Annotated in this window: 13 protein-coding genes; 7 read left to right on the forward strand and 6 right to left on the reverse strand. The window is 63.7% G+C overall.

The features are described from left to right. Positions 1 to 48 precede the first annotated feature (48 nt). Positions 49 to 972 carry a DMT family transporter gene (locus tag X742_RS154100; protein ID WP_023772552.1) on the forward strand — a complete coding sequence of 308 codons (924 nt, stop codon included), beginning with the start codon at positions 49 to 51 and terminating at the stop codon, positions 970 to 972. 17 nt (positions 973 to 989) lie between these two features. Here the strand turns inward: X742_RS154100 and X742_RS154095 are convergent, their stop codons facing one another. Continuing rightward, positions 990 to 1,892 (reverse strand): phosphotransferase family protein, encoded by a 903-nt coding sequence (locus X742_RS154095; RefSeq protein WP_023772553.1) that lies wholly within the window; start codon positions 1,890 to 1,892, stop codon positions 990 to 992. 94 nt (positions 1,893 to 1,986) lie between these two features. On the opposite strand from X742_RS154095, the gene X742_RS154090 reads away from it, so the two are divergent. Beyond that, on the forward strand, positions 1,987 to 2,619 hold the full coding sequence (locus tag X742_RS154090) for a class I SAM-dependent methyltransferase (RefSeq protein WP_023772554.1): 633 nt from the start codon (positions 1,987 to 1,989) through the stop codon (positions 2,617 to 2,619). Here the strand turns inward: X742_RS154090 and X742_RS154085 are convergent. Both X742_RS154085 and X742_RS154080 read right to left on the reverse strand, forming a co-directional pair. After that, positions 2,616 to 5,069: an FAD-dependent oxidoreductase gene (locus X742_RS154085; protein WP_023772555.1), complete on the reverse strand. Its 2,454-nt coding sequence runs from the start codon at positions 5,067 to 5,069 to the stop codon at positions 2,616 to 2,618. The two genes, X742_RS154090 and X742_RS154085, sit on opposite strands and share 4 nt — an antisense overlap. After that, positions 5,066 to 5,953, reverse strand: coding sequence for a phosphotransferase family protein (locus X742_RS154080; protein ID WP_023772556.1), 888 nt, complete (start codon positions 5,951 to 5,953; stop codon positions 5,066 to 5,068). The genes X742_RS154085 and X742_RS154080 overlap by 4 nt, the downstream gene beginning before the upstream one ends. A 417-nt stretch (positions 5,954 to 6,370) precedes the next feature. On the opposite strand from X742_RS154080, the gene X742_RS154075 reads away from it, so the two are divergent. Beyond that, positions 6,371 to 7,138 carry a DeoR/GlpR family DNA-binding transcription regulator gene (locus X742_RS154075; RefSeq protein WP_023772557.1) on the forward strand — a complete coding sequence of 256 codons (768 nt, stop codon included), beginning with the start codon at positions 6,371 to 6,373 and terminating at the stop codon, positions 7,136 to 7,138. Here the strand turns inward: X742_RS154075 and X742_RS1000000175705 are convergent. From X742_RS1000000175705 to X742_RS154065, 3 genes are all read right to left on the reverse strand, one after another. Next, positions 7,135 to 7,281 (reverse strand): hypothetical protein, encoded by a 147-nt coding sequence (locus tag X742_RS1000000175705; protein ID WP_023772558.1) that lies wholly within the window; start codon positions 7,279 to 7,281, stop codon positions 7,135 to 7,137. The two genes, X742_RS154075 and X742_RS1000000175705, sit on opposite strands and share 4 nt — an antisense overlap. A gap of 148 nt (positions 7,282 to 7,429) precedes the next feature. Continuing rightward, a complete protein-coding gene (locus X742_RS154070) occupies positions 7,430 to 8,791 on the reverse strand; it encodes a HAMP domain-containing sensor histidine kinase (protein ID WP_023772559.1) in 1,362 nt (453 codons plus the stop codon). A gap of 10 nt (positions 8,792 to 8,801) precedes the next feature. Beyond that, the gene (locus X742_RS154065; RefSeq protein WP_023772560.1) at positions 8,802 to 9,470 is read right to left on the reverse strand and encodes a response regulator transcription factor; all 669 of its coding nucleotides are present in this window, start codon (positions 9,468 to 9,470) and stop codon (positions 8,802 to 8,804) included. Positions 9,471 to 9,747: 277 nt separating this feature from the next. Here X742_RS154065 and X742_RS154060 point away from each other — a divergent pair, with 277 nt between their 5' ends. The 4 genes from X742_RS154060 (at position 9,748) to X742_RS154045 (ending at position 13,706) form a co-directional block, all read left to right on the forward strand. Beyond that, positions 9,748 to 10,368 carry an rRNA adenine N-6-methyltransferase family protein gene (locus X742_RS154060; RefSeq protein ID WP_245275548.1) on the forward strand — a complete coding sequence of 207 codons (621 nt, stop codon included), beginning with the start codon at positions 9,748 to 9,750 and terminating at the stop codon, positions 10,366 to 10,368. After that, positions 10,365 to 10,982 (forward strand): DedA family protein, encoded by a 618-nt coding sequence (locus tag X742_RS154055; protein ID WP_023772562.1) that lies wholly within the window; start codon positions 10,365 to 10,367, stop codon positions 10,980 to 10,982. Before X742_RS154060 ends, X742_RS154055 begins: the two co-directional genes overlap by 4 nt. Before the next feature lie 79 nt (positions 10,983 to 11,061). Then, complete coding sequence (locus tag X742_RS154050) at positions 11,062 to 11,967, forward strand: LysR substrate-binding domain-containing protein (protein WP_015314134.1); 906 nt, start codon at positions 11,062 to 11,064, stop codon at positions 11,965 to 11,967. A gap of 584 nt (positions 11,968 to 12,551) precedes the next feature. Continuing rightward, positions 12,552 to 13,706, forward strand: coding sequence for an ABC transporter substrate-binding protein (locus X742_RS154045; RefSeq protein ID WP_023772564.1), 1,155 nt, complete (start codon positions 12,552 to 12,554; stop codon positions 13,704 to 13,706). Positions 13,707 to 13,785: the final 79 nt, after the last annotated feature.

The raw sequence follows: 13,785 nt of genomic DNA on the forward strand, positions 1-13,785 counted from the left end.
CGCTTCGGTCTACGACGCGGCGTAAGCGAGGGAGGAATCGGGATCGGCATGACGCAACCCGTGGCGCGGAGTTCCACAATCAAGAACGTCCTCCTGGCCGGCATCCTGCTGATGCTGGCCGGCGACTTCCTGTTTGCGCTCAACGATGCGATGGGCAAGTGGCTTGTCGCCAGTTTCTCCGTCGGCCAGGTGGTGCTGATCCGCTCGATTGGCGCCTTTATCGTGCTCGGCCCGATGATCGCCAACCAGGGCGCCGGCAAACTGTTCCAGATGGAGCGGCCCGGGCTGCAGATCCTGCGCGTGGTGGCGACGACGCTGGACACCGCCTTGTTCTACGCCGCAGTCGTCTATCTGCCGCTTGCCGATGTGATGAGCTTCTACATGGCCGGGCCGATCTATGTGGCGGCGCTATCGCATTTCCTGCTTGGCGAAAAGGTCGGCTGGCGCCGTTGGGTGGCGATCCTGATCGGCTTCTGCGGTGTGGTGATCATGCTGAAACCGTCCTCTGCGGCGTTTTCGCTGTCATCCAGTTTCGCGCTTGTCGGCAGCCTTGCCTTCGCCTTCGCCATCATCCTCAACCGGCGCCTGCGCGGCACCAGCGATACCAATCTGGTGACATGGCAGACGATCGGCACGCTGGCGGTTGGCGGCGCCCTCACCATCGGCGCCTGGAAGACGCCGTCTGCGCTTGATTTCGGCGCCATGCTGCTGCTCGGCATCGTTTCCTGCGGGGCGCATCTGATGATCACCAGGGCGCTGAAACTGGCGCCGGCCTCGACGCTGGCGCCGCTGCACTACACGCTGCTCTTGTGGGCGGTGGTGTTCGGGCTGGTGTTCTTCGGCGACGTTCCCGGCCCGCGCATCCTGATCGGCTCGGGCATCATCGTCCTGGCCGGCATGTTCATCTTCCACCGCCAGAAGGTGGTAGACACCACGGTGCCGCCGGAGAACGTGCCGAAAGGCGTGAACTAGGGGCAGATTTCTGGTGCCTAGCCCTTGCGCACCGCCGCCAGGTGCCGCGAAAACTCCTCTGTTTCCATCAGCGCCTTGCAGCGGGCGAAGCGGCCGTCGGCATAGGCGCGGAAATCGTCGACGGGATTTTCGTTGGCAGGCTGGATCAGCCCCCACAGCGTCCACAACAGGTCGCACATCGCCTTGTAGATGACGATGCGGCCGCGCTCCGCGGGCTTCGCCTCGCCGCCGAAATAGGCGCGCATCAGCTCTTCGTCCTGGTTCGCATCGAACTTGCCTTCCACGCTGAGGTCGCCGAGATCCCAGAGTGGGTCGTTCATCCCCGAATATTCCCAGTCGACGATCCACATCCGCTCGCCCGTGTCGAGGAAATTCTCGCACAGCGGGTCGCAATGGCAGGCGACGAGAGGCAAGGGGCGGACGGCCAAGGCCGAGCGCACGCTTTCTGCCTCGCGCACCACGTCATGATAGCCGGCGGGCAGGGCGACATCCCTGGTCGACAGTACTTTGAGATAGTCGTCGATCATCGAAAACAGCTCGAAGCGGAAGGGGAACACCGCGCCGGACGCGTGCAGCTTGCGGAAGGCCTCGGCCGCTCGGGCCGGGCTGCCCCGCCGCTCCCTGAATTTATCCGGCGACATCGTCTCCGCGCCGGCGATGTAGCGCGTCACCATCAGGCCGCTGGCAGCGTCGGCATGCAGCACTTCGGGACTGACCCCGGCTTTTGCCGCCTCACGCGCGGCAATCGCCTCGTTGGCGCGGTTGATGTATTCCTCGGTGCCTTTGCCTGGAATGCGCAGGCAGTAATCGCCGGCCTTGAAGACGAGGTTGGTCAAGCCGCCGAGCCGTTCCAGCGGCCCGGTATAGCCCGCCAGCGCCGGAATGGTGGCAAGTTTTGCCCGCGCCTCGTCTGTTCCCATGCCTGCGTCCCCGCGCGTTATTTATTGGCGGCACGGTTCCACAATTTTCCCCGTTTGGCTATCATCCGGCAAGACAAGGAAGTTGGTGAGGCACGTGGCGGACAGCAAACATCAAGGCGCGCTCGGCGAGGTCTACGCGGCCAAGCGCCCGGAAGAGGTGGCCGCACTATACGACCGCTGGTCGCAAACCTACGACGCCGACATGTCGGCGGCCGGCTACCGCCACCCCACCATCTGCCTTGCTTTGCTCGCTCGCCATCTGGCGCGCGGGTCAGCCCCGCTGCTCGACGCCGGGGCTGGTACCGGGCTGATAGGCGAGTGGCTCGATATTGCCGGCTATCCCCAGGTCGAGGCGCTGGATATCTCGCAAGGCATGCTGGATCAGGCCGCACGCAAGGGCGTCTATTCGGCGCTGCATTGCCTGGCGCTCGGCGGCGCCTTGCCTTTTGCCGACAACACCTATGCCGGCATCATCTCGGCCGGCGTCTTTACGTCGGGCCATGTCGGCGCCGAGGGGATGGACGAACTGATCCGCATCTGTCGGCCAAGTGGGGTGATCGTGCTGACGGTCAAGAACACGTTGTGGGATCACGGTTTTGCCGGGCGCATCGCCGAACTCGAGGCGCAAGGTTCGGTCACGCGGGTCGAGGAAACACGACCATATGTCTCAATGCCAGGCGAGGCCGAGACCGTCCCTAGCCGTGGCCTCGCTTTGCGCGTGAGTTAAGCCTTCACGCGCTCCATTGCCGGGTCGTATAGCGGCTCAAGATGAATTTTGGTCGGCGTCCGCTCCATCGCCACCACCAGTTCATAGCTGCCCGAGGCGAGAAAATCGTCGCTTACTCCGTCGGCGTTGCGCACATAGCCGTAGCCGATGTTCTTTCCCACCGTGTAGCCATAGCCGCCGCTGGTGAGATAGCCGACCGGCTGGCCATCGCGCAGGATGGTCTCGCGTCCGACGAGCACGATCTCCGGATCGTCGACCGTGAAGCCGGCAAAGCGCTTCTTCAGCGACGCGCCGCCAACCTTCTCGAGTGCGCGCCGTCCGACGAAGTCGGTGTTCTTGCGCAACTTGACCGCCCAGCCCAGCCCGGCTTCCAGCGGTGTGTCGTTGGGCGTGATGTCGGAGCCCCAGGCGCGATAGCCCTTTTCCAGCCGCAGCGATTCCAGCGCGCGGTAGCCGACCGGGCGGATATCGTGTTCCCGGCCGGCCGCCATCAGCGCGTCGAAGACTTCGCCGGTGGCCGCGATCGGCACATGCAGTTCCCAGCCCAATTCGCCCACGTATGTCACACGAAGCGCCCGGACGGTGTGACCAGCTATTGTGATCTCGCGCACATGGCCGAACGGGAAGCCGGCATTCGAAACATCCGCATCGGTGACCGCCAAAAGCACATCGCGAGCACGTGGTCCCATCAGCGACAGCGTGCCGAAATCCTCGGTGACATCGGCGAGCTGGGCATCGAGGCCGTGGCCAATATGGTCGCTGATCCAAGAGGCATCATGGGTGCGGAACCCGGTGCCGGTGACGATATAGAATTTCTCCTCGGCCAGCCGCGACACGGTCAGGTCGGCCTCGACGCCGCCACGCGAGTTGAGGAGTTGCGTGTAGGTCAGCCGGCCGACCGGCTTGCCGACATCGTTGGCGCAAATCCAGTCCAGTGCCCTCGCCGCATCGGGCCCGCTCAGCTCGTACTTGGCGAAGGACGACTGGTCGAAGATGCCGACATGCCCGCGCACGTGCCGATGTTCGTCGCCGACGGCGGCGAACCAGTTCTGCCGGCCCATCGAATAGATGTCCTTCGGCTCGATGCCCTCCGGCGCGAACCAGTTCGGCCGTTCCCAGCCGAGCTTGGAGCCGAACACGGCGCGATGGTCTTTCAATCTGTCGTAGAGCGGCGAGACGATGCGCGGCCGGCCGCTGGTGTATTCTTCGTGCGGGAAGCCGATCGCGTAATGCTTGCCATAGGCTTCCAGCGTACGTTCACTCACCCATTGCCGGTCGCGGTGCAGGTTGGAAAAACGCCTGATGTCGACCACCCAAAGGTCGAGGGGCGCCTCGCCGTCGACCACCCATTGCGCCAGCACCCAGCCGGCGCCGCCGCCCGAGGCGATGCCGAAGGCATTGAAGCCGGCGCCGACGAACATGTTGGCGCATTCGGGCGCCACACCGAGGATGAAATTGCCGTCCGGCGTAAAGCTTTCCGACCCGTTGATCATCTGCTTGACACCGACCGTCTCCAGCACCGGCACTCGCGCGATCGCCTGTGCCATGTGCTGCTCGAAATGATCGTAGTCGTCGTCGAACAGCCGGAACTCCCAATCATTGGGCACGTCGCCCCCGGGAAGATTGGTCGTCCAGGCCTGCGGGTTCGGCTCATAGCCGCCCATCACCAGCCCGCCGACCTCCTCCTTGAAATAGGTGCGCCGATCGGGGTCGCGCAGCGTCGGCGCGTCGGTCGCCAGACCCGCGATTTTCTCGGTGATGACATACTGGTGCTTGACCGGCTGCAGCGGCACGTTGATGCCGGCTATCGCGCCGACTTGCCGCGCCCATTGCCCGGCGCAGTTCACCACCTTGTCACAGGCAATGTCGCCTTGATTGGTCTTCACCGCCGTGATGCGGTCGCCCTTCATCTCGAAACCCGTGACGCGCACGTCCTCGTAGAGCTTGGCGCCGTGCATGCGCGCGCCCTTTGCCAGCGACTGCGTGATGTCGGAAGGGCTCGCCTGGCCGTCGGTCGGCAGCCAGGAAGCGCCGACAAGATCGCCGGTCTCCATCAAGGGCCACATCGCCTTGACCTCCGCCGGCGACAGCAACTGCATGTCCATGCCGAAGCTTTTCGCCGTCGTCGCCAGCCGTTTGTATTCGGTCCAGCGGTCGGCATTGGTGGCGAGCCTGAGGCACCCCGTCATCTTCCAGCCGGTGGCAAGACCGGTCTCGGCTTCCAGCCCCTTGTAGAGGTCTACGGAGTATTGCAGTACCCGCGTGATCGAGGCCGACGAGCGCAACTGGCCGACCAAGCCGGCGGCATGCCAGGTCGAGCCCGAGGTCAGCTTGCCCTGTTCGAGCAGTACCACGTCGGCCTTGTGGTCACGCGCCAGATGATAGGCCGTCGAACAGCCGATGATGCCGCCGCCGATGACGACGATCGAGGCCTGGCTAGGCAAGGTCATGATTTCAGGATCCCGTATTTTGTCCGGTAGTTTTCGAGCGCCGCGTCGAGCCGCGCCAGGTTTTCCTCGGTGTAGGCGACGTAATCGATCCCGGGGGCGTCGAGATAGAGCTCCGACACCATGCTCCACATCGCCTCGCGCAGCAGCGAGGCACATTGCATGGCGGCGTGCGAGCGGCGGATCGCCTCGTCCGGTTCCTTCATGAAATAGGCGGTCAGGAAGGCGAAGGATTCCTCGTCGCTCATGCCTGCGTTCGATGCGACGCCGGCAAGGTCGAACATCGCCGTATTGAAGCCGGCATATTCGAAATCGATCAGCCAAAGCCTGCCGCCGTCGTCCAGAATGTTGGCCGGCAAAAGATCATTGTGGCCAAAGACGATCGGCAGCAATTTCTGGGCGCGCTCCAGTTCGTCGGCCAACGCCAGAAAGCGCGGCAGGTCACCGCGCTTGCGGCTGTTGCCCTCGTCAAGCGTGCGGGCATAGTCGCGGATGACGTGGAACACCCAGAACATGAAGCCGGCGCCGGAGATATGGTTGGGCATCTCGCGGTGAAAGCCGCGCATCAGAGTCGCGACACGGCGGAGATTGGCGCGCACGTCTTCGGCCAGATAGGTTCTGGCGCCAAGAAACGCCGTCACCATGATCCCCGGTTCGGCGTAACGGACCGCCGGTGCGAAGCCTGCCGCGTGAGCCGCCCGCGCGGTCATCACCTCGCGTTCGCGGAAGACATGGTGGAACGGATAATCCTGGCCGAAACGCACCACATGTTTGCCGGCCGCATCGGTGACCACATAATTGGCGTTGCTTAGGCCGCCGGGCAGCGGCGCGATCTCGATGGCGCCCGTCCAGCAGGGCAGGGCGCGGATGCGGTCTTCGGCAATCACGGGATCATCCCTGGTTGGCAGGCCTGGTTTGCTGGGCTTCGACAAGGCGCCATGGGCGGCGCAACGACGGCGGAGTGGAATGCAAACAATCTCGTCGGTGCGGGATGCCAGGATCGGTATCCCGCACCGCACCGACGAGCCCCTTGGCCAGGTTTTTGAGCCCGGCATCCGCCCCCGCGGATCTGAAAATTCCTTGCGCCAGACACGTTACGCGCCGCCTGGGGTCAGTGAATTGCGGCTCTGCCAATTACATCCCGCTGCAGTTCCGAACCCTGTTGAAGGTGAATTTCACGCCGAGGTTGCTCTTCTGTCAATAAAAAGATGTGACTTTTTTTGGGTGTTTTGCCCGAAAGCATGGGCCAGTCCTTTAAATGCGCTAGGAATGCCTTAGAAACGGTCATTTTTCGGGACGCCCATATGAACCACTCGAAACGGCATGGCGAGATCCTGCGGTTGTTGCAGGAGGAGGGGACCGTCACCATCGCCAGCCTGGCCGACAGGCTGGGCGTTTCGCTCGAGACCGTGCGCCGCGACGTCAAGCCGCTCACCGGCGACGGCTCGGTTCTGAAGATGCATGGCGCCATAGGCCTGCCGTCGATGGTCGGCGAAGCGCCGTTCGAACGGCGCATGCGCGAGCATGCCGACGCCAAGCGAAGCATTGCCCGCGCGGTCGCGGCCACCATCCGCGACGGCGAATCGATCATGCTCGACACCGGCACCACGACCTCGTTCCTGGCGCGCGAACTGCTCGGCCACCGGCGCCTGACGGTCGTCACCAACTCGTCCGACATCGCCCGCACCCTTGCCACCATCAACGGCAACAAGGTCTATATGGCTGGCGGCGAGCTGCGCAGCGATTCAGGCGCCGCGTTCGGGACATCGGCCATCGAGTTCGTCAGCCGCTTCACGGTCAGCCACGCCATCATCTCCACCGGCGCCGTGGATGCGGTGACGGGTGTCATGGACTTTGATCTGGACGAGGCGGAATTCGCCCGCATGGTGCTGTCGCGGGGCCAGCGCTCGCTGGTCGTCACTGACCACACGAAGTTCGGCCGCCAGGGCCTGGTCCAGGTCTGCGGCTTCGACGGCTTTTCCGAACTCGCCACCGACCGCGCGCCGCCGCAAGACATTGCCGCGGCACTGGCGCAAGCCGGGGCGCGCCTCAGCGTCGCCGGCGGAATTTAGGCGAAGACCAGCGACTGGTGGGCGCACACGCCCGCGAAGGTGCCGCTCGACACGCGGAAGGCGATGTTGTGCATCGCGGGTGCCGCGTCACCGGCCGAAGACGCGGGAACCGTCGTTTGCTGCCTGTCATCGACTGATATCATCGGGCCGAGCAGGCCGTCCTTGAGGCCGCGGCCGAGCTGCTCGGCCAGCGGGCTCGAATCGTGTTGAGTGGCGCGGTGAATATCGCCTTCACGCCAGCCTTCCGGCCATCGACGAGATGGACAAGTCGTTGCGAGGTTGGCGGCAATGCTAAACCGGTAAAGCGCGAAAACTCATCCTGAAGCAGGCGCCGCTGGGCTTGCCATCGAGGATATCGATGCGGCCGCCATGGAGATACATGATTTCCTGCACGAGATTGAGGCCGAGGCCGGCGCCATGATCCTGCGGGCGCAGCCGGTAGAAGGGCTCGAAGATGCGCTTCCGCTCACCCGGCGGGACGCCGTCGCCTTCGTCCCGGACCTCGATGATGGCGGGCGTTGTGACGCTGACGGTGATCTTGCCAGCGCGGCCGCCATGCTCGATGGCGTTCTGAACGATGTTGGTCACCGCGCGCTCGATGGCGGTGCGGTCTCCGTTGGCGAAAATCGTGTCCCGTTCCGGCTCGAACGACATTTCGTAACCGGCAGAAAACGCCATCGGCGCGAGGTCGACGATAACGCCGCGCGCGGTCGCCACGAGATCGACCGCTTCGAACGGCGACGTCTGCCGGTCGAGGCGCTGCAGGTCGAGCAACTGGTCGGTCAGCGTCGAAAGCCTGGCCGCGTCCTGCAGCAGCCGTGCCCGCTCCGGTGTCGCCGGCAGCGCGGCGAGGCGCGTGTTGAGGATGGCGACCGGTGTCCTGAGCTCATGGGCGGCGTCGGTAAGGAAGCGCTTGTGGCGCTCATAGCCCTTGTCGAGGCGCGCAAGGGCGGCATTCACGGCCTTGACCAGCGGCGTCACTTCCGTCGGTACGTCCTTGAGCGGCAACTGCACGCCCCGCTGGTCGATGTCGATGCGCTCAGCCTCGGTCGCCGCATGGCCAAGGCCCGACAAAGCGCCACGCACCACCCAAGGCGTCGCGAACAGCGTGGCCAGCGCCATCAGCCCGGCGAGGGGCAATATGCCTTGCAGGAAGAATTGCGGCGCCTGGCCGAGCAGACGCAGCAGCGAAAGCCCGCCCTTGGTGCCGCTGAAAATCTGGACATTGCCAGCCATCGTGTCGGTCCAGCGGATCTTTCCCTCCGGCGGCGCGGCTTGTCCAATTGCATGGTCGATCCGGGCGTCGCTGATCGTATCCAGCAATCCGGTGAAAGGCTGGAAGATGGGCGGCACGGTCCCCTCCTGCAGCCGTTGCCCCTGCTTGTCTCGAATGATGAACCAGAGGTCGGGAACACCCGACCGCAGCTTCGTCAGGTCGGAGGTCGTACGCAGGACCAACTTGCCGCCGGCATCGCGTGTCACCGCATCCGCCAGCACGTCCATCGTGCCGTCCTCGTAGTCGTGCGGGATAAGACCGGTGGCCAGCATGGCGCCGAGAATGCCGACGATGATCAGGGTCAGCATGGCGCATTGCAGCAAGGCGATGCGCAGCACCAGGCTCCATTTCAGCGAATGCGGGCGCTTGAGGCTCATCGCTTGGCGCTCATGTCGTCTCGCGCAGGAGATAGCCGACGCCGCGAATGCCGTTGATCGTCACCCCAGCATCGGCGAGCTTGCGGCGCAGGCGCGAGACGTGCGTGTCGAGTGCGTTGGACTGGATCTCGTCGTCGAGGCCGAACACCGCCTCCATGAGCGCCTCGCGCTGCACCATGCGGCCGGTGCGGCGCATCAGAGCCTCCAGCACAAGGAGTTCGCGGCGCGGCAGGCTGAGCGGTTCGGCGCGGATAGAGGCTTCGCGATGTCCGACGTCGAGCACCAGATCGCCGGCGCGGATAAACTGCGACTGCAGCGGCGCCGGGCGCCTGAGCAGCGCGCGCAACCGGGCAAGCAGTTCCTCGAACGCGAATGGCTTTGCCAGATAGTCGTCCGCGCCCATGTCCAGCCCATCGACCTTGTCCGACGTGTCGCCTCTCGCCGTCAGCACCAGCACGGGCGTGGTGTTCCTGGCCGAACGCAGTCTCGGCACCAGCGACAGCCCGTCGCCATCCGGCAACTGGCGGTCGAGCAGGATGGCGTCATAGCTATCGACGGCAACGAACCCCTCCGCCTCCAGCAATGTGCCGGCGTGATCGACCACCATATCGTGGCGCTTCAGCGCGGCACGCAGGGCCGAGACCATCTCGGGTTCGTCTTCGACCAGCAAGATACGCATCGACAATCCCTCGAAACACTGCGTCGGGCGCTACCGCGCCAACATTGCGTAAACATGGCAAAGCCGAAGGACCGCGGTCGACAGGCACTTTCTTAGCCTCAGCGAGATTGCGCAATGTCTATGCAACCCAGTCGCGGCAAACAACGCCGGGTCGGCACGAATCGCTCGCGCCGGCGTGAAGGCGTCAGGCCCGAATATGCAACAGGTCGGGCCTGACGTTCGAAACCAATGGCGCTGAAACGAAATCACGTGGCCACACCAACCGGTTGGCGTGATGTTGTCCGGGATTGAGGTTACCATGCCCGCAAATGATGCTCTGTCTTTTCTCATGGCGTGGACCGTCGCGCCGTTCAGGGTCGGCTCCGTCACGCCGTCCAGCTCCAGCCTGGCGGCATTGATAACCCGCGACATTGGACCCGAGCGTGGGCCCGTCCTGGAACTCGGCCCAGGAACCGGGCCGTTCACGAGGGCGCTGCTGTCGCGCGGGGTGAAGGAGGAAGATTTGACGCTGATCGAATCCGATTCGGATTTTGCCGCACTGCTCACGCGTCGTTTTCCAGCTGCCCGGATTTTTGAAATGGACGCCGTCGGTCTGCGCCATCTTTCGCTCTTCCACCGGCCTGCGATTGGCGCAGCCGTCAGCGGCTTGCCCTTTCGCCTGATTTCGCCGCGCAGGACGTTTGCCATTCTCGAAGCTGTTTTCGCGAACCTTCGCCCGGGCGCAGCGCTTTACCAGTTCACGCTCGGACTACGGTGCCCATTCGACCAGTCGCTGCCCGACAGGCTCGATCTCGGGGTTACGCGGGTTGGCCATACCTTTCGCAACTTCCCGCCGGCGACGGTCTATCGCATCGCCAGGCTCAAGACGTCAGGAACCTACGACTGGCGCATCGCATGACGGGACCATTGGCAACCATTCTCGGCTTCGGCCTGTTCGGCGTCTTCTGCCTCGCCTTTACCGAGAAGATCCTGCCGATCCCGCCCTCGCATGTGCTGCTGCTGTTCCTCGGCATGACGGCGGCGCCTGACGATGCGACGCTGGCAATCCTGCTTGGCGTGACCACGCTGGCCTCAATGACAGGCTGTCTCGTCTGGTACACTGTAGGCCGCCGGATCGGAATCGATCGCGCCGACAGGCTGGTCGAGCGGTTCGGCGGATATGTCTTCTTGCGCCCCAAGACCTACCGCCAGCTTGGTCAGGCCTATCGCCGCAACCATGTCCGGGTTTCCCTGCTGGCGCAGTTCATTCCGACGGTGCGCAACTATTTGCCGATCGCGGCCGGCGCGCTCAGCCTGCCAGCCTTACCCTTTGTGGTCGCGACGCTAACCGGAGCCACGCTCTGGAATGCCGGCTTTCTGCTTACAGGCTATGCGCTGCATGGCAGTGGCCAAAGCCCGCTCGCAGTCGGCTTTCGTATCATCGCTATTGTCCTGGCGCTGGAAACGGCATTCATGCTTGTCTTGCGCTATGGCCCGGCATGCTGGCGGCGCATCCGGCCGATGCTGGGCTGAGCCACGGTCAGGCATCCAGCCATGGGATAAGCTTCGCCATCGGCTTTTCTTCGCGGTTGCGGCGGTGTTTAGTCCAGCAATGGCCTTCACCATCCGGCAGTTGCAGTTCTTCATCGCCGTCGCCGAGCAAGGCACGGTATCGCGCGCGGCGCAAAACCTCTCCATCTCGCAATCGTCGGTCACCGAGGCGATCAAGGAACTTGAAAGCGATCTTGGCGTCGAACTGTTCGAGCGCCATCCGCGCGGCCTCAACATTACCCACAAGGGCCACCAGTTCCTGCGCCACGCGACAAAGATTCTCGCCGACGTGTCCGACGCCCGCCGCTCTTTTTCCGGCGAACAGGCTGTGGCCGGCGGGCGGCTGCAACTCGGCGTCACCTCGCTGGTCGCCGGCTATGTGCTGTCGGACCTGCTCTCACGCTACCGCCGCGCCTATCCAGGTGTCGAGGTCTCGGCCATCGAGGACAATGGCGACTACCTCGAACATCTCCTGATTGGCGGCAAGCTGGACATTGCCGTCATGGTCACCTCCAATTTGCGCGACCGCACTGCACTGCAATCGGAAATCCTCGAAGTCTCGGCTTACCGGCTGTGGCTGCCGCTCGGCCATCCCCTGGCTGGCGCCGACATTATCGGCATCGGCGATATCGCCTCCGAACCGCTGATCATGCTGACCGTTGACGAGATCGAGGAAAACACCGGCAAACTGCTGACAGCGATCGGCGCCAGACCGCATGTCGCCTTCCGCACCCGTTCCGTGGAAGCCGTGCGCAGCCTCGTCGCCACCGGTGCCGGCGTTGCACTGCTGCCTGACCTCGTCTACCGACCCTGGTCGCTGGAGGGAGACCGTATCGAATCGCGCGACATTTCCGGTTCCTTGCCGGTGGTGCAGGTTGGCATGGTCTGGCGGCGGGGATCTGGCCTGGCCGCCGCGGCGCGGGACTTTGTGGGCCTTGCCCAGTCGCAGCGGACGGTGCGCCGCTAGAAGTGGTCTGCTCCAGGCGACGCCGCCAGTCTTGCGCTTGCGCTTGCGCTTTGTGGCGGGAACCGGCTCCACTTTGAAAGGCCCGAACGGAGCAACCTCGAAGTGGCCGGCGCCGGCAAGCCTGACGGCGCCAAGGTGAAACGGATACTTGAAGCGAGCGGCTGGTCGTCAATCGAAGTCAGATAAGCGAACTTGCCATGTAAGATCGCCGAAGGGGATCTGATGTCATATGCCACCCGGCTAGGCCCGGTCGCCGCCCCGCTCCGCGAGGCCGACCAGGCGACGGGCGAAAAAATCATTACGGTGTTGCCCGCGGCCTTGGCCCCTTTCTAAAGGATGGTCAGGCCGCCTGCTGGCTGGTAACGGCGCTGGCCTGAGGGAGTATATCGGAAAAACCGATATCGGCCTTCTGACAAATGAATTTGCGAAACCGGAATTTTCAAAGCACCTTCCGTTGGAGGGACCAAAGCTGCCATCAGAGTGGCGTCAAGTCCAACGGAGGAGCTGACAAGTTTTTCAGTCCGCGCGTGATCTGGCGACAACCGGAGCGGTTTCAGGATCACGCGCCAAAATGGGAGATCGATATGCATTCATTCCTGAAGTCGTGCACTGCCTTGACGGTCGCGCTGACCTTCTCCGGTCAGGCGATCGCCCAGGTCAAGGAACTCGGCAAGGGCGAAGGTCAGGTCAACATCGTCGCCTGGCCGGGCTACATCGAGCGCGGCGAGACCGACAAGGGCTACGACTGGGTGAGCGCCTTCGAGAAGGAGAGCGGTTGCAAGGTCAACATCAAGACCGCCAACACCTCGGATGAAATGGTCTCGCTGATGAACGAGGGCGGCTTCGACCTCGTCACGGCTTCGGGCGATGCCTCGCTGCGGCTCGTTGCCGGCAAGCGCGTGCAGCCGATCAACACCGATCTCATCCCGAGTTGGAAGACGGTCGACGACCGGCTGAAGGACGCGCCCTGGTTCACCGTCGACAAGGTGCATTACGGCGTTCCCTATCAGTGGGGTCCCAACATCCTGATGTACAACACCGAGGTCTTCAAGGAAGCACCGAAGAGCTGGAACGTCGTCTTCGAGGAGATGAAGCTGCCGGATGGCAAGTCCAACAAAGGCCGCGTCCAGGCTTATGACGGACCGATCCATATCGCGGACGCCGCCAATTATTTGATGTTCCACAAGCCGGAACTCGGCATTAAGGACCCCTACGAATTGAACGAGGACCAGTACAAGGCGGCGCTCGAATTGCTGCGCGTCCAGCGCACGCTGGTTGGCCGGTACTGGCACGACGCGGCCATTCAGGTCGACGATTTCCAGAACGAAGGCGTCGTCGCATCCGGCTCGTGGCCGTACCAGGTCAACACGCTGGTCGCCGCCAAGAAGCCGGTCGCCTCGACCGTGCCGGAAGAAGGCGTCACCGGCTGGGCCGACACCACCATGATGGAAGCCGACGCCGCTCACCCGAACTGCGCCTATATGTGGCTCGAGCATTCGCTGGCGCCGAAGGTGCAGGGCGATGTCTCCGCCTGGTTCGGCTCGCTGCCGGTCGTGCCGGCCGCCTGCAAGGGCAACGAGCTGCTCGGCGAGGAAGGCTGCAAGACCAACGGCTACGACAATTTCGACAAGATCAAGTTCTGGAAGACGCCGGTTTCCAAATGCGCCACCCAGAACGACCAGTGCGTGCCTTACTACCGCTGGGTGTCGGACTATATCGGCGTCATCGGCGGGCGGTAAATTCGTTTACCGAGAACTTGGCGCTGCCCCTCATTGTCCTTCCGGACATTTCTCCCGTTGCAGAATAAGCGCCAACATC

The sequence above is a fragment of the Mesorhizobium sp. LNHC229A00 genome (genome assembly GCF_000502415.1).
Classification (GTDB): domain Bacteria; phylum Pseudomonadota; class Alphaproteobacteria; order Rhizobiales; family Rhizobiaceae; genus Mesorhizobium.